Genomic DNA, 18,853 nt, shown 5'->3' with positions numbered 1-18,853 from the left:
AGGCGCCTCAGTCCGGGTCGTCTTGATCCTTGGCCGTCGAAGCCCGTGCCACGAGCCGGCTCGGCACCTCGACGTGCTCCGTCTCCGGTGACCCGCCCTCGATCAGGGCCCGCAGCGTCCTCCCGGCCGCGGCGCCGAGTTCGCCGGACGGCAGGCTCACGCTCGTCAGCGGCGGGCTCGTGTGCCGCGAGTACGGCAGATCGTCGAAGCCCGCGACGGCGAGCCGCCCCGGCACCGCGACGCCGGCCTCGGCGGCGGCCCCCAGGACTCCGTAGGCGTGCGTGTCCGTGCAGCCGACCACGGCGGTCACCCCGGCGGCGTCCCATCCGGGCCACGCCTCCGTGAAGGCCTCCGCGGCGGCGTCGATGTCGGTCAGGGAGGCGGCGCCGTCGAGCACTTCGAGCCCCAGTTCCGATGCGGTGTCCCGGAACGCGTCGCGGCGCACGCGGAACGTGGCGGCGTCGATGGTGCTGTCGAGATAGCCCACCCGGCGATGACCCCGGCCGGCCAGGTGCCGGGCCAGTTGCGCGGCGCCGTCGGCCACGTCGAGGTTGACGCTCGGCAGGCCGCCCCGGAGTCCGGGGGCGTCCAGGAGCACGGCGCGGGTGCCCGACGGCAGTGCCTCGACCAGCTCGGCGTTCGGCGCGTCGATGAGGAATCCGGCAGGCCTCAGGGACAGGAGTTTCCGGATGCTGGCGGCGTCGATCTGGCGCCCCGGCCCGCCGACCGAAAGCAGCAGCTCGTAGCGGTCGCCGAGCGACGCGCGCGCCTCCGAGATGAGTTCGGCGTAGAACGGGTTGGCGATGTCCGTCGCCACGAGGACCACCACGGGGCTGAACCCCTTGGAAAGCGTGCTGCCCGCGGTGTCCACCACATAGCCGAGGCGCTCGACGGCGGCCTGCACCTTCTCACGATTGGCGGCGGAGATGCGGCCCTGGGCTTTGCCGCTGACCACGAGCGACACCGTCGCCGTGGAGACCCCGGCTTCGCGGGCGACCATGGCGGCCGTGACCCGGCCGGCGCCCGCGCGGAGGCCGGGCAGGGGGTTCGCGGCGTCGTCGTCCATGCGGTCCATCTTAGGCGAGGCGGCGCCGTCCGGTCCGCGCGGGATCAAGCGCTTGACGTCAAGCGTTTGACGCCACTCCGTGAACGGTGTCACACTCCTTGGTGTACCCTTGCCGCCACCCCTGGCGGCCCGCCCCCGACGACGTGGAGCAACCATGCCTCTTGTCACCGCAGACAACAGCCCCCTCAAGATCATCCTGGACTGCGACCCGGGCCATGACGACGCCGTCGCCATGCTCCTGGCGCACGGCAATCCGGACATCGAACTCCTGGCGGTGACCACCGTGGTGGGCAACCAGACCTTGGAGAAGGTCACCCGCAACGCCCTGTCCGTCGCGACAATCGCGGGCATCACGGGCGTCCCGTTCGCCGCCGGCTGTGCCCGCCCGCTGGTCCGCACCATCGAGACCGCGCCGGACATCCACGGGGAGAGCGGCCTCGACGGTCCCGCCCTGCCGGAACCCGCGTTCGGCCTGGATGAGCGGCACGCGGTGGACCTCATCATCGACACGGTCATGGCCCACGAACCCGGCACCGTGACCCTGGTGCCGACGGCCGGTCTGACCAACATCGCGCTGGCGGCCCGTAAGGAGCCCCGCATCGTGGAGCGCGTCCGCGAGGTCGTCCTCATGGGCGGCGGCTATCACGTCGGCAACTGGAGCGCCGTGGCCGAGTTCAACATCAAGATCGACCCGGAAGCCGCCCACATCGTCTTCAACGAGTCCTGGCCCGTCGTCATGGTCGGCCTCGACCTGACCCACCAGGCCCTGGCCACCCCGGACGTCGTCGAGCGCATCGCCGCGATCGGCACCAAGCCCGCGCAGTTCGTCGTCGAGCTCATGGACTTCTTCGCCGCCACCTACAAGGACGCGCAGGGTTTCGACTTCCCGCCCGTCCACGACCCGTGCGCCGTCGCCTACGTCATCGACCCGACCGTCATGACGACGCAGCGCGTCCCCGTGGACATCGAGCTCAACGGCACGCTGACCCTCGGCATGACCGTCGCCGACTTCCGCGCCCCCGCACCCGAGGACTGCACCACCTCCGTGGCCGTGGACCTGGACCGCGAGAAGTTCTGGAACCTCGTCATCGACGCCATCCAGGCGATCGGCGAGCCCGAGCAGGCAGGAGCCGCGGCATGAGCACCACCACCGCCACCAAGTCCGGGCCCGGCGTCGGCGTCCTGACCGCCGCGCTGCTGACCGCCTGCATCGCCTTCCAGCTCAACGCCTCCATGCTCAGCCCCGCGCTGGTGTCCATGGAGCACGAGCTGCACACCGACCAGGCCACCATCGGCCTCAGCCAGACCTGGTTCTTCACCGCCGCGGCGCTGTTCTCCCTGTTCCTGCCGCGCCTCAGCGACATCGTGGGCCGCAAGCGCGTCCTCGTGGGCATGATGGCGCTCATGGCGATCGGATCGGTCATCGCCGCCGTCGCCCCGGACGTCAGCTGGGTCTTCGTGGGCCGCATCATCCAGGGCGTCTCCGGCCCCACGGTGCCGCTCTGTCTGCTCATGCTGCGCTCCGCCGTCGACGACCCGCGCCGCTACGGCTCCCTCATGGGTCTCATCACGGCGGTCAACGGCGGCGTGGCCGGCGTCGACTCCTTCGTGGGAGGCTTCTTCACCGAGCACTACGGCTTCCGCAGCCTCTTCTGGATCATGACCGCGCTGGCCGTCGTGGCCGCCGTGCTCGTCCTCGTCCTGGCCCCCGAGTCGAAGCCCCAGGAGGGCACCCGGATGGACTGGGCCGGCGTGTTCTTCATCGTCGTGGCGGTCGGCGCCGTGCTGACGGCGCTCAACAGCGCCGCGGGACTGGTCTCCGCGTTCGACGCCGGCACCCTCACCTTCTCGATCGTCCTCGCCCTGGTGGGCGTGGCCGCGTTCATCGGCTTCTGGACGGTGGAGAAGCGCAGCGCCCAGCCGATGGTGGAGATCGCCCACCTGCGCCAGCGCTCCATGTGGGCCCTGCTGCTCACCACCACCCTGACCATGACCGGTATCTTCGCCGTCATCAACGGCATCGTCCCGGCGTTCGTCCAGGCCGCGTCCCCGGGCTTCTCCGTCGGCCCGACCGAGATGTCCCTCATGATCCTCACCCCGTACGCCCTGCTCGGCTGGCTCGTCGGACCCTTCAGCGGCCGTCTCGCCCCGGTGATCGGCTACCGCCGCACACTGCACCTGGGCATGGGCGGCAGCCTCGTGGCTCTGGCCGTCATCGCGTTCTTCGGACTCGGCAGCCTGCCGGTCATGATCATCGCGACCGCGCTGCTCGGCATCGCCTACGCTGGCACCGTGAACATCATGCTCAACGGCCTCGGAGTCGTGCTCTCCCCGCAGAGCAACCCCGGCTTCCTGCCCGGCATGAACGCCGGCGCCTTCAACCTCGGCGCCGGTCTGAGCTTCCTGGTCCTGCCCGCCGTGCTTCAGGCGACGCAGTCCCTGGCCGACCCGAAGCTGTCCTACCTCACGGTGGTGCTCACGGGCCTGGTCATCACGGTGGCCGCGTTCGCCGTCTCCTTCCTCATCCCCCGTCCCGCAGAAGCAGAGGTGCAGCAGTGAGTCATGTGGTCGTGGTCGGGTCCCTGAACGCGGACCTGACTCTGTACGCCGAGCGGATGCCGTTGCCGGGGGAGACCGTGCTCGGCACGGACTTCGTCATCCAGCCGGGCGGCAAGAGCGCCAACCAGGCCGTCGCCGCGGCACGCCTCGGGGCCGACGTCCGGCTCATCGGGGCCGTGGGCGACGACGCCAACGGCGCCATGCTCCTCGACTCCGCCCGGAACTCCGGCGTGGACGTCGCGGCGGTGCGCCGGATCGACCGCGTGCCGACCGGCGTCGCGGGGATCACCGTGGACGCGCAGGGCGAGAACAGCATCGTGATCGTGGCCGGCGCCAACGGCGAGCTGTCCCCGCAGGACGTCGAACAGGCCTCCGCGGTGTTCGACGGCGCCGCGGCCGTGTGCCTGTGCCTCGAGGTCTCGCAGGAGACGGTGCTCGCGGCGGCCCGGGCGGGCCGTGCGGCCGGCGCCTCGGTCATCCTGAACCTGTCACCGTTCGCCCCGATCCCCGCGGACCTCGTGGCGGCCACGGACATCCTGCTCGTCAATGCCCACGAGGCCGGTCAGCTCCTGGGCCGTGAGGCTCCCGCGGCCGAGGGGGAGGACTGGGCCGCCGTGGCCGCTGCCTTCGCCGAGGCCGGGTTCCGCCGGGTCCTGGTGACGCTGGGCGCGCAGGGTGTCGTGGTGCTGGACGGTGCGGGTTCCGGGGATGGAGTCGCAGGTCAGGGAGTCGCCATCGAGCGGATCGCCGCCACGCGCATCGAGCCCGTGGACACCACCGGTTCGGGCGACGCGTTCACCGGGGGACTCGCCACGCGGCTCGCGGCAGGGGACTCCCTCGTGGAGGCGGCCCGCTACGCTTCGGTGGCCGCGGCTCACGCCGCCACCGGCCGCGGCGCGCAGGCCTCTTACGGCACGGACGCCGACGTCGTCGCGCTCCGGGACCGCTGAACCGCACCGAAAGGCTCCTCATGGACACGATCCCCGTCTACCTCGACTGCGACACCGGCATCGATGACGCCTTGGCGATCGCGCATCTGCTCGCCTCGCCGCGGGCGGAGCTGCTGGGCGTCGGGACGGTGAGCGGCAACAGCGACGCCGCCCAGTGCGCCCGGAACACGCTGGATCTGCTCGCGCTGGCGGGCCGTCCGGACATCCCGGTGGCTGTCGGCTGCCACGATTTCCAGACGGTCGCCTACGGCGGGGGATCGCCGCACGTGCACGGTGACAACGGCCTGGGCGGGGTCGAGCTGCCGCGCGCGGACCGTGAGCCGGAGGCGGAATCCGCGGCGGAGATGCTGATCCGGCTGGCGCGGGAGCAGGAGGGGAAGCTGCACGTCATCGCCGTCGCGCCCCTGACGAATCTCGCGGAGGCGCTCCGCCGGGAGCCGCGCCTGCCGGAGCTGGTGGCGCACGTGACCATCATGGGCGGTGCGGCGCTGGCCCCTGGGAACATCACCGCGGCGGCCGAGGCGAACATCTTCCACGACCCCGAGGCCGCCGCGGAAGTCCTCGCGGCGTCGTGGCCCGTGACGCTGGTGCCGCTCGACGTGACGATGACCGAGGTCATGGAGGAGGAGCACCGGCGGCGGCTGCTCGATTCCGGCAAAGCAGTCCCTGAGACCCTGGCCCGCATGCTCGAGCACTACTTCGAGTTCTACCGCGGGATCTTCGGACGGCCGTCGTCGGCCATGCACGACCCCCTCGCCGCGGCCATCGCTCTGGGTGAGGTGGCGGTGACGCTCGGGCCGGTGGTGCGGGTCGCGGTCGAGACCGGGCAGGGTCCCGCCCGCGGCGCCACCATCTGTGACCTGCGCGGACGCTACCGCGGCGTCGGCGACCAGGACGGCGCGACGTGCCGCGTGGTGCTCGAGGCGGAGCCGGGCTTCCCGGACGCGCTGGTCGACGGGATCCTCCGGGCGTTCTGACGTCCCGCTTTTCCCCGGTTGAACGGTCATTCCCCGGCGCTGCGGCGCCGGGGAATGACCGTTTAACGGGGGAACCCCGCCAGGAGGCACCATGTCCGGAATCCCGGACAAGACCCCCGGAAAGCCTCTCGTGGCAAGGCGCGGAGTGCGGTGTCATTGAAGGGAAGCACAGCACCGCATCCGGAACGGCAACGAAGCCCCCGGCGAGGTGCCCCGAACCACTGGCCACACAAGGAGTCACCATGGCACCCGCCGATTTCACCACCGGAACCCGCCCGGTCAAGGCGCCTCGCGGCACCGAGATCTCCGCCAAGAGCTGGCAGACCGAAGCGCCCCTGCGCATGCTCATGAACAACCTGGACCCGGAGGTCGCCGAGCACCCCGAGGACCTCGTGGTCTACGGCGGCACCGGCCGCGCCGCCCGTTCCTGGAAGGCGTTCGACGCCATCACGGAGACCCTCAAGGACATGGAGGAGGACGAGACCCTCCTGGTCCAGTCCGGCAAGCCGGTGGGCGTCTTCCGCACCAACAAGTGGGCGCCGCGCGTGCTCATCGCCAACTCCAACCTGGTGGGCGACTGGGCCACCTGGCCCGAATTCCGCCGCCTCGAGGCCGAGGGCCTCATGATGTACGGCCAGATGACCGCCGGCTCCTGGATCTACATCGGCACCCAGGGCATCCTCCAGGGCACCTACGAGACCTTCGCCGCCCTCGGCAACAAGCTCATCGCCGCAGGCCGCGCCGACGGCGGCCAGGGCGAGGGCCGCGAGCACGAGGGTCCGCTGGCCGGCACCTTCACCCTGACCGGCGGCTGCGGCGGCATGGGCGGGGCTCAGCCGCTCGCCGTCACGCTGAACGACGGCGCGTGCCTGATCGTCGACGTCGACGAGTCCCGCCTGCGCCGCCGCGTCGGCAAGCGCTACCTCGACGAGGTGGAGACCGATCTGGACACCGCCATCGCCAAGGTCCTCAAGGCCAAGGAGGAGCGCCGCGGCTGGTCCGTGGGTTACGTGGGCAACGCCGCCGAGGTGTTCCCGGAGATCCTGCGCCGTCACCAGGCCGGCGAGTTCGTCGTCGACGTCGTGACCGACCAGACCTCCGCGCACGACCCGCTGTCCTACCTGCCCGAGGGCATCACCGTGGACGAGTGGAAGCGCGAGGCCGAGGGCGACCCCGAGGGCTTCACCAAGAAGGCCCAGGTCTCGATGGCCCGCCACGTCCAGGCGATGGTCGAGTTCCAGGACGCCGGCGCAGAGGTCTTCGACTACGGCAACTCCATCCGCGACGAGGCCCGCAAGGGCGGCTACGAGCGCGCCTTCGAGTTCCCCGGCTTCGTCCCGGCATACATCCGCCCGCTCTTCTGCGAGGGCCTCGGCCCGTTCCGCTGGGTGGCCCTCTCCGGTGACCCCGAGGACATCCGCGTCACCGATGAGGCCATCAAGGAACTCTTCCCGGACAACAAGCACCTCCACAAGTGGATCGACGCCGCGCAGGAGCGTGTGGAGTTCGAAGGCCTCCCGGCCCGCATCTGCTGGCTCGGGTACGGCGAGCGCCACCAGGCCGGCCTGCTCTTCAACAAGCTGGTCGCCGAGGGCAAGGTCAAGGCGCCGATCGTCATCGGCCGTGACCACCTCGACTCCGGTTCCGTGGCCTCCCCGTACCGCGAGACCGAAGCCATGAAGGACGGCTCGGACGCCATCGCCGACTGGCCCCTCCTGAACGCCCTGACCGCCGCTTCCTCGGGCGCGACCTGGGTCTCCATCCACCACGGTGGTGGCGTGGGCATCGGCCGCTCCATCCACACGGGCCAGGTCTCCGTGGCCGACGGCACCGAACTGGCCGCCGCCAAGCTGACCGCCCTCCTCACCAACGACCCGGGCATGGGCGTCATCCGCCACGTCGACGCCGGCTACGAGCGCGCCATCGAGGTCGCCGCCGAGCGCGGCGTCCGGATCCCGATGCAGGGCTAACTATTCATCCATTGCTCCGTAGGATGCCGTTTCCGGGCCGGAATCCCGGATTCCGGCATCCTATGGAGCAGTCGATCCAGACTTTTGAAGAGAGACCTCCCATGACCCTCACCACTTCCGAGACCACCGTCGTCCTCAACTCCAGCGGCGTGACCGCCGAGGACGTGCTCGCCGTCGCGCGTCACGGCGCCCAGATCACCATTTCGCAGGAGGCCCTGGACAACGTCGCCAAGGTCCGCGCCCACATCGACGAGCTCGCCGTCAGCGAGACCCCCGCGTACGGCATCTCCACCGGCTTCGGCGCCCTGGCCAACCGCCACATCCCGAACGAGCTGCGCACCCAGCTGCAGAAGTCGCTGATCCGCAGCCACGCCGCAGGCATGGGCCCGGCCGTCGAGCGCGAAGTCGTCCGCGCCATCATGTTCCTGCGCGCCAAGACCATGGCGTCCGGCCGCACCGGCGTCCGCGCCGAGGTCCTCGAGACCTTCGTGAAGGTCCTCAACGCCGGCATCACCCCGCTCGTGCGTGAGTTCGGCTCGCTCGGCTGCTCCGGCGACCTCGCCCCGCTCTCGCACTGCGCCCTCGTGGTCATGGGTGAAGGCGAGGCCTTCGGTCCCGACGGCGAGCTCTACGGCGTCGCCGGCCGCCCGACCGTCGCGGAACTGCTCGCGGAGCACGGCATCGAGCCGGTCACGCTCGCCGAGAAGGAGGGCCTGGCCCTGGTCAACGGCACCGAGGGCATGCTCGGCATGCTGCTCATGGCCATCGCCGATCTGCGCACGCTGATGACGACGGCGGACATCACCGCTGCGCTCAGCGTCGAAGCCCTGCTCGGCACGGACCAGGTGTTCCTGCCGGAACTGCACGCCGCCCTGCGTCCGCACCCGGGCCAGGCCGCCAGCGCCGACAACATGCTGCGGGTCCTCTCCGATTCGCCGATCGTCGCCTCCCACAAGGTGGGCGATTCCCGCGTGCAGGACGCCTACTCGCTGCGCTGCGCCCCGCAGGTGGCCGGCGCCGTCCGCGACACCGTGACCCACGCCGAGCTGGTCGCCACCCGTGAGCTGGCCGCCGCCATCGACAACCCGGTGGTCCTGCCCGACGGCCGCGTCTCCTCCAACGGCAACTTCCACGGCGCCCCGGTGGCGTACGTGCTGGACTTCCTGTCCATCGCCGTGGCGGACCTGTCCTCCATCGCCGAGCGCCGCACCGACCGCATGCTGGACCCGGCCCGCTCCCACGGCCTGCCCGCCTTCCTGGCCGGTGACCCCGGGGTGGACTCCGGCCTCATGATCGCGCAGTACACCCAGGCCGGTCTGGTGTCGGACAACAAGCGCCTGGCCGTCCCCGCCTCGGTGGACTCCATCCCGAGCTCCGCCATGCAGGAGGACCACGTGTCCATGGGCTGGCACGCCGCCCGCAAGCTGCGCAAGGCCATCGAGAACCTCCGCCGCGTCCTGGCGATCGAGCTGGTGACCAGCTGCCGTGCCCTCGACATCCGCACCCAGCTCTCCGATGGCGAACTGACCCCCGGCCCGGCCGGCACCGCCGTGCTCGAGGTGCTGCGCGCCGTCGTCGAGGGCCCGGGCACCGACCGCTTCCTCTCGCCGGAGCTGGAGGCCGCCGACAAGCTCGTGGGCGCCGGCGCCGTGCGCGACGCCGCCGAGAAGGCCGTAGGCCCGCTCGCCTGATCCCGGGTCACCCGCTCCGCCTGCTGAGACAGTGGGTTTCCGTCGAAACAGTGTGTTGTGCGCACTGTTTCGACGGAAACCCGCTGTTTCGTCGTTTAACGAGCCTTCGGGTGGATCGCGCGGACCCTCGGAACTCCTGGTTGTGAAAAATATATAGACTGGTCTATTATTTTCGTATGCCATCCAAAGGAACCCTCACCAAGACCCGGCTCGCGGAGTCGATGCTCGAACTCATCCAGACCAGCGGCTACAGCGGCACGGGTCTGAACGCCGTCGCCGAACACGCCGCGGCGCCCAAGGGCTCGGTCTACTTCCACTTCCCCGACGGCAAGGAGGGCCTCGGCGTCGCCGCGATCGAGCTCGCCACGGCGCAGTTCGGAACACTCATCGCCGAAGCCGCCGCGACTGCGGGAGCCCCCGCCGACGCCGCCCGCACCGCGATCGAGGCGCTGGCCGCGATCGTCGGCGAGAGCGACTTCCGGCTGGGGTGCCCCGTCTCCGTGGTGACCCTCGAAATGGGCGCGGACAGCGAACGCCTCCGCGAAGCCTGCGCCACCGCGTTCGAGTCGTGGATCGCCCCGACCGCCGCCCTGCTCGAATCCGGCGGCCTCGACGCCGAGGCGGCCCGCGCGCTCGCGACCGTCGTCGTCTCGACCACCGAGGGCGCCGTCATCGTCTCCCGCGCCACGCGGAGCGTCCAGCCCCTCCTGTCGGCCGCCGACGTCGTGGCCGAGCTCATCAACCAGCGCCTCCAGACCGCCGGGAGTGCGCGATGAGCTCTCATGGAGCATCCCGCCAGGCCCTCGTCTTCGGCGCCTCGGGTCTGATCGGCCGCCACCTGGTGCTGACCCTCGCGCAGGCCGGCGCCAATGTCACAGCGGCCGTCCGGAGTGAAGCCTCGGCGGAACGGGTCCGGCAGTGGCTCGCGGACCACGGTCTGACGCAGCATGTCAGCACCGTGATCGCCGACTTCGGCGCCCCCGAGATCATCGCGGGCGGCCCCGCGGCCTTGCCTCACATCACCGAGATCCACAACTGTGCCGGGACCTTCCGCTTCGGCATGTCCGCCGAGGAGGCGCGCAGCGCGAACGTCGGCATCGTCGAGAAGCTGATCGATTTCGCCGCCGGTTTCCCCAAGCTGCAGCGACTGCTGCATATCTCCGGATACCGCGTCGGCGGGCAGGACCCGGCAGAAGTCCCGTGGTCCGACCAGCGACGCACGGAGGTGTACCGGGAACTCGGCGGCTACGAGGCCTCCAAGGTGGAATCCGACGCCATCTTCCAGGCCCTGGCCACGGAGCGGGGCGTCCCGTGGACGATCATGAACCCGGCCGCCGTCATCGGCGACAGCGTCACCGGTGAATCGGACCAGGTCATCGGCCTGGCGCGGAACATCGAACAGCTCTGGGACGGCACCGCCGCCGCGCTCCCCGCAGGCAATTCCACCTTCCTGCCCGTGTTGACGGTCGACTACATGGCGTCGTTCATGGCCGCGGCCGCCGCCGATCCCGCCGCGGTGAACCAGTCCTTCTGGGTGCTCGACGACGCGACTCCGCCTCTCGCGGAAATGCTCACCCACGTGGGCCGGCACCTCGGCGGAAAGGTCCCGCGGCTGAGGATCCCGGTCAGCGTCATCAAGAAGCTCCCGCAGAGCCTCAGCAAAGTGGACCCGGAAACCCGCGGCTTCCTCTCGGACGACCGCTATCCGACGGAGTCCGCTGTCGAGCTGGCTGCTCGGAACGGACTCCGCACCCCCGACGTCTTCCAGTCGCTCGACCTCTGGGCCGACCACCTGGCGGCACACCGTTTCGGAGCCGCCATGGCGCCCGACCGGCGCTTCGTGGACGTCGCCGGTGTGCGCACCTTCGAGCTCGGTGACCGCGAGGCCTCCCGTGTGATCCTGCCCGGCCTGCCGGTCAACGCCGACACGTGGGCCGGCGTCGCCGAGGGCATCGGCGCGCGGGCCGTCGACCTGCCCGGGCTGGGCCTCAGCGGCGGGACCGGCGTCCAGGACTGGGAGGAATGGCTGCCGGCGCTGCTCCGCGGCGACGACGTCGACCTCCTCGGCCACTCGATCGGCGCGGGCGCCGCCGTGCTCGCCGCAGCGCGATTCCCCGAGCGGGTCCGGTCCCTCACGCTGGTCGCGCCGTTCTTCCTCCAGGCCCCGGGTGGCTTCCCGGCCGTCCTGAAACCGTTCGTCAGCGCGTACCTGCGGCGGACCGACGCGGTGAAGCTGTCGCGCCGTCTGACCGGGTCGGATGCGAGTGCCGCAGCTCTGGAATCCAGTGTCGGCGATCTCAAGAGGGGCGCGGCTCCTAGGGTGGCCTCGCAGCTCATCCTCGCGGGGTCGAAGCGCTGGCGGGCCGAGCTTCGCGCCGCGCTGGGACGCTTCACGGGTCCCGTCCGCATCATCACGGGCAGCGAGGATCCGCTCGCTCCCGAGGCGGTGGAGGAACTCGAGGCTCGGGGCAACGTCGAGCTGATCACGGTCCGCGGTGCGGGCCACCATCCGCAGCTGACGCACGCCGACGTCCTCACCGGGCTGCTGCAGGGCGCAGTGGCCCGGGGCGCTCGAGTCTGACGACCCGGCAAGCCGCCCCCTCTCATCGACTGCTCCCTACGATGCCCGAAACGCCCGGAATAGGCGTGAAACGGCATCGTGTGGAGCAGTCGATGGTGTTTTGAGGGCGAGGGGTGTTGTCAGGGCTGGTCGAGCGGCCGTCATCCCGGCCCCGCCGAAACAGTGGTTTTCCGTCGAAACAGTGATCAGAACACACGGTTTCAGCGGGAACTCACTGTTTCGGCGCGGGGCGGGTCAGGCGGCCTACAGTTGCCCCATGGGATTCCCTGCGTTGTCGCTGGTGGTGCTCGTGGCCCTGCTCGGCCCGCTCCTCGCGCTGCCCCGGAAATGGCATCTGCCGCTGGTGCTCGGAGAACTCGTGGCCGGCCTGGTGATCGGTCGGACCGGGTTCGGGCTGGTCGACGCCTCGGACAAGACCTTCACGTTCCTGGCGGATCTGGGATTCGCCCTGATCATGTTCGTGGCCGGCACTCATGTCCCCGTGCGGGACGCCCGGATCCGCAGCGCCCTGGGCCGGGGTGCGGTCCGCTTCGGCGTGACCGCGGGGGTGTCGGTGCTCCTGGGGCTCGGCATCGCCGCGCTCTTCGGGCTCGCCCATGCCCCGCTGTACGCCGTGCTGCTGGCCTCGAGTTCGGCGGCGCTGGTCCTGCCGATCGTCGACGGCCTGCGGCTCGGGGGTCCCCAGGTGCTCCAGACCATCGCGTCCGTCGCCCTCGCGGACACGGCCGCGATCGTGGCGCTGCCCCTGGCCATCGATCCGGCTCACGCACCCCGCGCGGCCCTGGGCGCGCTCGCGGTGGGGGCGTGCGCCGTCGTGCTGTTCTTCGTCCTGCGGCAGGGCGAGCGGAGCGGGATCCGGCGCCGCATCCACACAGTGTCCGAGGACCGGCTGTTCGCGGTGGAGCTGAGGGTGCAGCTGGCGGTGCTCTTCGCCCTCGCCGCGCTGGCCACGCTGACGCACGTCTCGATCATGCTCGCCGGGTTCAGCTTCGGCCTGGTGGTGTCCGCGGTGGGGGAGCCCCGGCGGCTGGCGCGGCAGCTCTTCGCGATCACCGAGGGATTCCTGGGCCCGCTGTTCTTCGTATGGCTCGGGGCGTCCCTCAACATGCGGGAGCTGGCGGTGAATCCGGCGATGATCGGGCTGGGCGTCGCGCTCGGGCTGGGTGCGGTGCTGAGCCACGCGGTCGGCCGGCTGCTCGGCGCGCCGCTTCCGCTCGCGGTCCTGGCCTGCGCGCAGCTCGGGGTTCCCGTGGCCGCCGCGACCATCGGCACGCAGAACCATCTGCTCGCGCCCGGAGAGGCGAGCGCCCTGATCCTCGGGGCGCTCCTGACCATCGCCGCCACCACGGTGTCCGGGGCGTTCGCCGCGCGGAGGTTCACGGTGGCGGAGGACGACGCGAACCGCCCCGCCACCACCTCGCCGTCGTCGACACCGCCGCCGGGGGCGACGCCGCAAGCCCCGGCAGCCGGTGACGTCAGCTCGTGAGCGCGGCGCCCAGGATGGTGTCAAGCAGTCGCGCGGCGACCTTCGCGGTGCGGCCGTCGATGTCGAAACCGGGGTTCAGCTCGGCGACGTCCACGTGCAGGAGCTTCCCGCTGGCGGCGACCTGACGGCAGACGGCGTTGATGATCTCCAGCGGCACCCCGTAGGCGGCGGGCGCACTGACCCCGGGCGCGACGGCGGCGGGCAGCACGTCCAGGTCGATCGTCAGATAGACGACATCCAGGCCGTCCACGAAGTCCCGCACGAAGGCCTCCGCCGTCTCCCGCGAGCAGTCCTCATCGAGGAGGTACGTCACGCCGAGGCTGTCGGCTTCGTCGAAGAGCACGCGGGTGTTGTTCGGCCGGCTGATGCCCAGCACGGCGTAGCGCAGCTCCCGGCCCAGGGCCTTCTCCTCGTGGGCCATCTGCAGGAACGGGGTGCCGGAGCTGGGGTTCTCCTCATCCCGGAGGTCGAAGTGCGCGTCCAGGTTCAGCACGCCCCAGCGCGCACCCCCGGTGACCTTCGCGCTTCCGGCGACGCCCCGGTAGCTGGCGTACGCGATCTCATGCCCGCCGCCGAGACCGACCGTCAGCGCGCCGTCGTCGATCAGCTGCGCGACCGCGGCGCCGAACCGCGCCTGGCCGTCCTCCAGACGGTCGCCCTCCACACGCACGTCACCGGCGTCGGCGAGCACGCGCCCGTCGTGCACGGCCAGCGGACCGAGTGCGGCGCGGATCGCGGCCGGTCCCGCGGCGGCTCCGACACGGCCCTTATTGCGGGCCACCCCGGCGTCACTCGCGAACCCGACGACGACGGCGGGCCGCACGGCGCCCTCGGCCTCACCCGTGCCGGCGCCCGTGTCAGCCGTGGCGGGCAGTGCCTGCACGCGCTGCCAGTGGCGGGCGTGCTCGGGGCCATCGCCGTCGTGGCGACCGGTCCAGGGCTGAGGCGGGACGTCGACGGAGGGTGCGCGCAGGGTCATGGTTCCATTCCACCTGTTTCCGGCCTGGAAGCCGAGAGGGTCCCGACGGAGCGTGTCCGGGGTCCCGGACAGGGGGCGTCCTCAGCGGTGCCGCGCCCGCAACAGGGCGATGAGCTCGTTGAGGCCGAGCCCGGACTTCCGGCCGGCCTGGAGGTACGCGTCCGCGGCGCTGTGGAGGTCCGCATCGACGACGCGGTCCCGCGGCGCCACCCGGGTGCCCTGGCCGCGCATCGTGACGATCATGCCCGCGGCCTCAAGGGCGGCGTAACTGCGGGCCACCGTGCCGGGGGAGAGGGCCAGATCGGAGGCGAGCTGCCGGATCGGAGGCAGGCGCTCGCCGACCGGCAGCGCCCCGAGCATGATCTGGGCCGCGATCTGCTCCCGGAGCTGCTCGAAGACGGGGACGGGACTCGTGACGTCGATGGTGATGAGCATCTAGTGCTCCCGGCTCGCAGGGAGGGGCGCCGCGAAATCCCGGCCGTCCAGCATGCCCCGGAACCGGAACACGCGGACGACGGCGCGGATGAACAGCGCGACCGCCCAGACCCCGAGGGCCAGGCCCGCCCCGCGGAAGGCGGCCTGAACGATGAGAAGAGGGACGGGATCCTGACTGAGCGATGCCAGCGGGGTGAAGGCCGTGGCGAACCCGAACACCAGGCCCGCCATCCCGCACAGCAGTGCGATCTCCACCGTGGAGAGCAGCACCTCGGCAAGAGAGGTGCGCCAGCGGGCGTCCCGCGCGGGGTCGGTCGTGATCGCCGGAAGCAGCCTGACCCGTCGCAGTGCCACCCAGGTCCCGAGCGCGAGCGGGGGCAGGGTCAGCAGCAGCGGTACGCCGTAGAACCAGCCGGGATAAGGGCTCGCCGTGGCACTCTGGCCTGCGCCGTGCACGCTGAACGCGCGGTGGAAACCGGAACCGTCCGGGCTGGACGTGAGCCCTCCGATCAGCACCAGCACCACGACGCCGGCGGTCAGGAGCCCGAGTTTCCTCCGGGCGGAGCGGGACAGGTAGCTCCCGACGGTGCGGGTGGTGAGGTTCGCGGAGCGGACAGGCTGGATGGTGCGACGGCTGCCGTCACTGGCGACGCCGAAGGCCACCAGGGCGAGAGCGAGTCCTGCGCCCGGAGCGACGAAGAGGGGCAGTCCGAGCCATTCGGGGTGCTGACGGTGGAATTCGAAGCCCGGCGCCAGGATCAGAAGGAACTCGCCGAGCATCAACGTGAGCCGGCCGTACGTGGGACTCAGAGGGCTGGACCGCAGTTGAAAGCTGCCGCTGAAGGAGATCAGGAGGATCCCTCCGATGACCAGGATCGCTGACATGACATCCCCCTTGTATCCGCAGACTGGTACAAAGCCATTCTGCTTGTACCAGTCGGGAGATACAAGTGCCGCGCCACCCCGGGCCCGTTCCTCGAGCGCCCACGTGTTGCGTGCTCAGTAGTTGCGGGTTCCGGGCCCGAACACCCGCAACAACTGAGCACGCAACTCAGGCGGAGGGCCTCAGCGCTCCGCGACGAACCTCCGGCTCACCGCGATGTCCTGGTCGCCCAGCCCGGATTCCACGATCTCGTCGAAGGCCGCCCGCAGGGTCGGCAGGAGGACCGGGCGGGTCCCGGTCGCGTCGGCGATCTCGGCGGCGGAGGCCAGGTCCTTCACCATGTACTTGGCGACGCCGGAGGGGGAGTCGTCGCCGGTGACGAGCTTCTCGCGGCGCGAGTCGAGCAGCCGAGACCCCGCGTACCCTCCGGCGAGGAGCCCCCACATCTTGTCGAGGTCGATGCCCGAGCGGTCCGCCAGTACGGTCGCCTCGCCGAGCGCGAGGATCGTTGCGGAGACGACCATCTGATTGCACGCCTTGGCGACCTGTCCCGCGCCGAGCGGCCCCAGGTGTACCGGGTTGCCGCAGGGGGCGAGCAGCTCCGTGGCCAGGGACGCGTCGTTGTCGGCGCCGCCGAGCATGATCGAGAGCGTGGCGGCCTTCGCGCCGTCCTCGCCGCCGGAAACAGGGCAGTCGACGACGCGGACGCGCCCCTCGGTCTCCGTGCTCAGCCGCTCGGCGAGGGCGCGGACGCCGGTCGCGGAGCTCGTGGATCCGACCAGGAGCAGCAATCCGCTGTCCCGGACGCCGGCAAGGAGTCCGTCCTCTCCGGACAGGACTTCCTCCAGCTGGGGGAGATCTGGGAGCATGACCAGGAGGGCGTCGACCGACGCGGCGAGTTCGCGCGGCGTCTCCGCCCAGCTGGCGCCGGCCTCCACGAGGTCCGGCTGAGGGCGGCGGGCGGTGATCGTCAGGCTTCCATGGCTGTCGAGCAGGTGCCGGGCCATGGGCGCCCCCATGGCGCCGAGCCCGATGATGCCGAGTGTCGTGTGGGTCATGAGGCCAGCTTAAGGCAAATCCAATATTTCGAACAGTGTTCAACTGGTTGAATTCGCGTTACCCTTGGAGAAGTTGTGTGCCCCGTCACGGGGCGACGTCCGGACTGCCGCAAAGAAGGGGACACCATGTCTGAGAAAGCCCGCGCCGTCGTCGCGGTCCCGCTCTCCGAGGAGCACTGCCAGCTGATCGAGCGTCTGGAGCCGCGCCTCGACGTGATCCGGCAGCACGAGCTGTACCACCCCATGCGCGGCGCGGCCGACTGGTCCGGCGACCCCGACCACGTCCGCTCCGACGAGGAACAGCGCGCCTTCGAGCAGCTGGTCGACTCCGCCGAGTTCCTCTTCGGCATCCCCGACGTCGACGCCGCGGCTCTGACGCGCACCGTCGCCGCCAACCCGGCGCTCCGCTGGGTGCACACCACGGCGGCCGGCGGCGGCAGCCAGGTCAAGGCGGCCGACCTCCCCTCCGAGGCGCTCGAACGGATCACCTTCACGACGTCGGCCGGCGTCCACGGCGGCCCGCTCGCCGAATTCGCGGTGTTCGGCGTCCTCGCGGGCGCCAAGTCGCTGCCCCGCCTCCAGGCGCAGCAGCGTGACCGCGAGTGGAGCGACCGCTGGGAGATGAAGCAGCTCGACGAGATGACCGTGCTCGTGGTGGGGCTCGGCGGAATCGGCGCCGAGTGCGCCCGCCGCTTCAAGGCCCTGGGCGCCACCGTCTGGGGGACCACCCGCAGCGGCGAGCCCGTCGAAGGCGTGGACCGTCTCATCCCGGTCGAGGATCTGGCGCAAGCCGCGGCCGAGGTGGACGCCCTGGTCGTCACCCTCCCCGGCACCGAGCAGACGCATCACCTGGTGGGCCACGAGGTCCTGGGAAACATCAAGCCGGGCGCGATCGTCAGCAACGTCGGCCGTGGCACGGTCATCGATGAGGAGGCCCTGCTGGCCGCCCTCGAGAGTGGCCGCGTGTCCTTCGCCGCACTGGATGTCTTCGAAGTGGAGCCCCTGCCGGCCGATTCTCCGCTGTGGGATCGCGACGATGTGCTCGTCAGCCCGCACACCGCTGCGCTGAACTCCAAGGAAGCGGAGCGGATCGCACGCCTCTTCGCCGAGAACGCCACGCGGCTGCTGGACGGGCGGCCATTGCGTAATGTGGTCAACACCGTGGAGTTCTACTGAGGGGTCCCACCGCTTCAGCACCCCGACCACCGCGTCCTGACCACTTTTCAAGGGAGATCTGCATGGCCGAGCCCGCCGCCGTCGACGTTCCGGACCGCGTGACGCGCGATCCCGCGCCGGCCGTCACCCGCAGCCTGAAGATCCTGGGCGTGCTCGCCGAGGCCGACGGCCCGCAGACCCTGACGGAGATCGCGACGGCGCTCGGGCTGGCCAAGTCCTCCACCATGAACCTGTGCCTCGCGCTGGAGGACGGCGGTATGATCCAGCGGGTTCCCGCGGGGTATCAGCTGGGCCGTCGCAATGCAGAGCTGGGCGGGGCTTTCGCCGCCCAGTTCAACCAGATCCGGGAGTTCTACGCGGTCTGTGAGGCCTCCCCGGTGCTGCGCCACGAGGTGGTGCAGGTGGCGATGCTGGACGACCATGACGCCCTCTATCTCGCCCGGCATGAGGGGTCGCGGACGGTCCGTTTCGGCACGCCGCTGGGTTCCCGTATCCACGCGGCGTTCAGTGCCACGGGCAATGCCCTGCTGATGGTCATGGAGGACTCCCGGGTGGAGGAGATCATGTCCGATCAGGTCCCGTTCCCGCGAGCGTCCGAGAACAGCGTCCGGGAGATGCCGGACCTGCTGGAGAAGCTCGCCGCTGCGCGTGCCCGCGGGTATGCGCTGGATCCGGGGGAGGGCATGCAGGGCCTGTACGGCGTGGCGGTGCCGCTCGAGGGCTGGGCCCCGGGCGACCCGCCCCTCGCCCTCGGTGTGGCGATCCAGGAGGCCCGGGCGACCCCGGAACACATCGAGCGCGTCGCAGACGCCCTCCGGGACGCGGCCCGTCGGCTGACCAACCCCCTGGGCGCCGCCGCCCGGAAGTAGGCGGCGCCGCAACCCGCGGGTCGCTCGCCGCCACTCTCATCGCCATCCTGCATGGTCCCGCCCCGTTCTCTTGCTGATCTCTTGCTGAGTCCGCTATGGGGGTGGTGAGTCCGCTACATCTCGTAGCGGACTCACCACCCCCATAGCGGACTCAGTGTGTTTACGGGCAACCC

General features: G+C 70.9%; 16 protein-coding genes. 11 read left to right on the top strand and 5 right to left on the bottom strand.

Annotated elements, in window-relative coordinates:
• Positions 1-7 precede the first annotated feature (7 nt).
• Positions 8-1,066: a LacI family DNA-binding transcriptional regulator gene (locus AB6732_RS16085; RefSeq protein WP_370960892.1), complete on the bottom strand. Its 1,059-nt coding sequence runs from the start codon at positions 1,064-1,066 to the stop codon at positions 8-10.
• Between the two features lie 154 nt (positions 1,067-1,220).
• Between AB6732_RS16085 and AB6732_RS16080 the strand changes: the two genes are divergently transcribed.
• From AB6732_RS16080 to AB6732_RS16040, 9 genes are all read left to right on the top strand, one after another.
• The gene (locus AB6732_RS16080; RefSeq protein ID WP_370960891.1) at positions 1,221-2,207 is read left to right on the top strand and encodes a nucleoside hydrolase; all 987 of its coding nucleotides are present in this window, start codon (positions 1,221-1,223) and stop codon (positions 2,205-2,207) included.
• Entirely contained in the window at positions 2,204-3,625 is a 1,422-nt protein-coding gene (locus tag AB6732_RS16075) for an MFS transporter (protein ID WP_370960890.1), read from the top strand. The genes AB6732_RS16080 and AB6732_RS16075 overlap by 4 nt, the downstream gene beginning before the upstream one ends.
• A complete protein-coding gene (locus tag AB6732_RS16070) occupies positions 3,622-4,575 on the top strand; it encodes a ribokinase (protein ID WP_370960889.1) in 954 nt (317 codons plus the stop codon). Before AB6732_RS16075 ends, AB6732_RS16070 begins: the two co-directional genes overlap by 4 nt.
• A 20-nt stretch (positions 4,576-4,595) precedes the next feature.
• Positions 4,596-5,552 (top strand): nucleoside hydrolase, encoded by a 957-nt coding sequence (locus AB6732_RS16065; protein ID WP_370960888.1) that lies wholly within the window; start codon positions 4,596-4,598, stop codon positions 5,550-5,552.
• 242 nt (positions 5,553-5,794) lie between these two features.
• Positions 5,795-7,522 (top strand): urocanate hydratase, encoded by a 1,728-nt coding sequence (locus tag AB6732_RS16060; protein WP_370960887.1) that lies wholly within the window; start codon positions 5,795-5,797, stop codon positions 7,520-7,522.
• Positions 7,523-7,623: 101 nt separating this feature from the next.
• Positions 7,624-9,213: a histidine ammonia-lyase gene (gene hutH / locus AB6732_RS16055; protein ID WP_370960886.1), complete on the top strand. Its 1,590-nt coding sequence runs from the start codon at positions 7,624-7,626 to the stop codon at positions 9,211-9,213.
• 176 nt (positions 9,214-9,389) lie between these two features.
• Complete coding sequence (locus AB6732_RS16050) at positions 9,390-9,989, top strand: TetR/AcrR family transcriptional regulator (protein ID WP_370960885.1); 600 nt, start codon at positions 9,390-9,392, stop codon at positions 9,987-9,989.
• Positions 9,986-11,794, top strand: a complete 1,809-nt coding sequence (locus AB6732_RS16045) for an alpha/beta fold hydrolase (RefSeq protein ID WP_370960884.1) — start codon at positions 9,986-9,988, stop codon at positions 11,792-11,794. The genes AB6732_RS16050 and AB6732_RS16045 overlap by 4 nt, the downstream gene beginning before the upstream one ends.
• 256 nt (positions 11,795-12,050) lie before the next feature.
• On the top strand, positions 12,051-13,280 hold the full coding sequence (locus AB6732_RS16040) for a cation:proton antiporter (protein WP_370960883.1): 1,230 nt from the start codon (positions 12,051-12,053) through the stop codon (positions 13,278-13,280).
• Here AB6732_RS16040 and hutG read toward each other — a convergent pair.
• The 4 genes from hutG to AB6732_RS16020 all read right to left on the bottom strand — a co-directional run bounded on the left by hutG (position 13,270) and on the right by AB6732_RS16020 (position 16,635).
• A complete protein-coding gene (hutG, locus tag AB6732_RS16035) occupies positions 13,270-14,259 on the bottom strand; it encodes a formimidoylglutamase (RefSeq protein WP_370960882.1) in 990 nt (329 codons plus the stop codon). The two genes, AB6732_RS16040 and hutG, sit on opposite strands and share 11 nt — an antisense overlap.
• An 81-nt stretch (positions 14,260-14,340) precedes the next feature.
• Entirely contained in the window at positions 14,341-14,694 is a 354-nt protein-coding gene (locus AB6732_RS16030; protein WP_066217040.1) for a GntR family transcriptional regulator, read from the bottom strand.
• Positions 14,695-15,579 (bottom strand): hypothetical protein, encoded by an 885-nt coding sequence (locus tag AB6732_RS16025; RefSeq protein WP_370960881.1) that lies wholly within the window; start codon positions 15,577-15,579, stop codon positions 14,695-14,697. It abuts the gene before it with no gap.
• A 180-nt stretch (positions 15,580-15,759) separates the two neighbouring features.
• Positions 15,760-16,635, bottom strand: coding sequence for an NAD(P)-dependent oxidoreductase (locus AB6732_RS16020; protein ID WP_370960880.1), 876 nt, complete (start codon positions 16,633-16,635; stop codon positions 15,760-15,762).
• A gap of 126 nt (positions 16,636-16,761) precedes the next feature.
• On the opposite strand from AB6732_RS16020, the gene AB6732_RS16015 reads away from it, so the two are divergent.
• Positions 16,762-17,811, top strand: a complete 1,050-nt coding sequence (locus tag AB6732_RS16015) for a D-2-hydroxyacid dehydrogenase (RefSeq protein ID WP_370960879.1) — start codon at positions 16,762-16,764, stop codon at positions 17,809-17,811.
• A gap of 62 nt (positions 17,812-17,873) precedes the next feature.
• A complete protein-coding gene (locus AB6732_RS16010) occupies positions 17,874-18,680 on the top strand; it encodes an IclR family transcriptional regulator (RefSeq protein ID WP_370960878.1) in 807 nt (268 codons plus the stop codon).
• Positions 18,681-18,853: the final 173 nt, after the last annotated feature.

Source organism: Arthrobacter sp. RCC_34, assembly GCF_041360795.1.
Classification (GTDB): domain Bacteria; phylum Actinomycetota; class Actinomycetes; order Actinomycetales; family Micrococcaceae; genus Arthrobacter_E.
The sequence above is the reverse complement of the archived record's forward strand: the minus strand, read 5'-3'. Positions and strand labels throughout refer to the sequence as shown.

Excerpts from the sequence above, each read along its gene's own strand:
- hutH (WP_370960886.1), top strand. The coding sequence starts at position 7,624 with ATGACCCTCACCACTTCCGAGACCACCGTCGTCCTCAACTCCAGCGGC.
- AB6732_RS16025 (WP_370960881.1), bottom strand. The coding sequence starts at position 15,579 with ATGTCAGCGATCCTGGTCATCGGAGGGATCCTCCTGATCTCCTTCAGC.
- AB6732_RS16050 (WP_370960885.1), top strand. The coding sequence starts at position 9,390 with ATGCCATCCAAAGGAACCCTCACCAAGACCCGGCTCGCGGAGTCGATG.
- AB6732_RS16030 (WP_066217040.1), bottom strand. The coding sequence starts at position 14,694 with ATGCTCATCACCATCGACGTCACGAGTCCCGTCCCCGTCTTCGAGCAG.
- AB6732_RS16045 (WP_370960884.1), top strand. The coding sequence starts at position 9,986 with ATGAGCTCTCATGGAGCATCCCGCCAGGCCCTCGTCTTCGGCGCCTCG.
- AB6732_RS16060 (WP_370960887.1), top strand. The coding sequence starts at position 5,795 with ATGGCACCCGCCGATTTCACCACCGGAACCCGCCCGGTCAAGGCGCCT.
- hutG (WP_370960882.1), bottom strand. The coding sequence starts at position 14,259 with ATGACCCTGCGCGCACCCTCCGTCGACGTCCCGCCTCAGCCCTGGACC.
- AB6732_RS16080 (WP_370960891.1), top strand. The coding sequence starts at position 1,221 with ATGCCTCTTGTCACCGCAGACAACAGCCCCCTCAAGATCATCCTGGAC.
- AB6732_RS16020 (WP_370960880.1), bottom strand. The coding sequence starts at position 16,635 with ATGACCCACACGACACTCGGCATCATCGGGCTCGGCGCCATGGGGGCG.
- AB6732_RS16015 (WP_370960879.1), top strand. The coding sequence starts at position 16,762 with ATGTCTGAGAAAGCCCGCGCCGTCGTCGCGGTCCCGCTCTCCGAGGAG.
- AB6732_RS16010 (WP_370960878.1), top strand. The coding sequence starts at position 17,874 with ATGGCCGAGCCCGCCGCCGTCGACGTTCCGGACCGCGTGACGCGCGAT.
- AB6732_RS16085 (WP_370960892.1), bottom strand. The coding sequence starts at position 1,066 with ATGGACGACGACGCCGCGAACCCCCTGCCCGGCCTCCGCGCGGGCGCC.
- AB6732_RS16040 (WP_370960883.1), top strand. The coding sequence starts at position 12,051 with ATGGGATTCCCTGCGTTGTCGCTGGTGGTGCTCGTGGCCCTGCTCGGC.
- AB6732_RS16065 (WP_370960888.1), top strand. The coding sequence starts at position 4,596 with ATGGACACGATCCCCGTCTACCTCGACTGCGACACCGGCATCGATGAC.
- AB6732_RS16075 (WP_370960890.1), top strand. The coding sequence starts at position 2,204 with ATGAGCACCACCACCGCCACCAAGTCCGGGCCCGGCGTCGGCGTCCTG.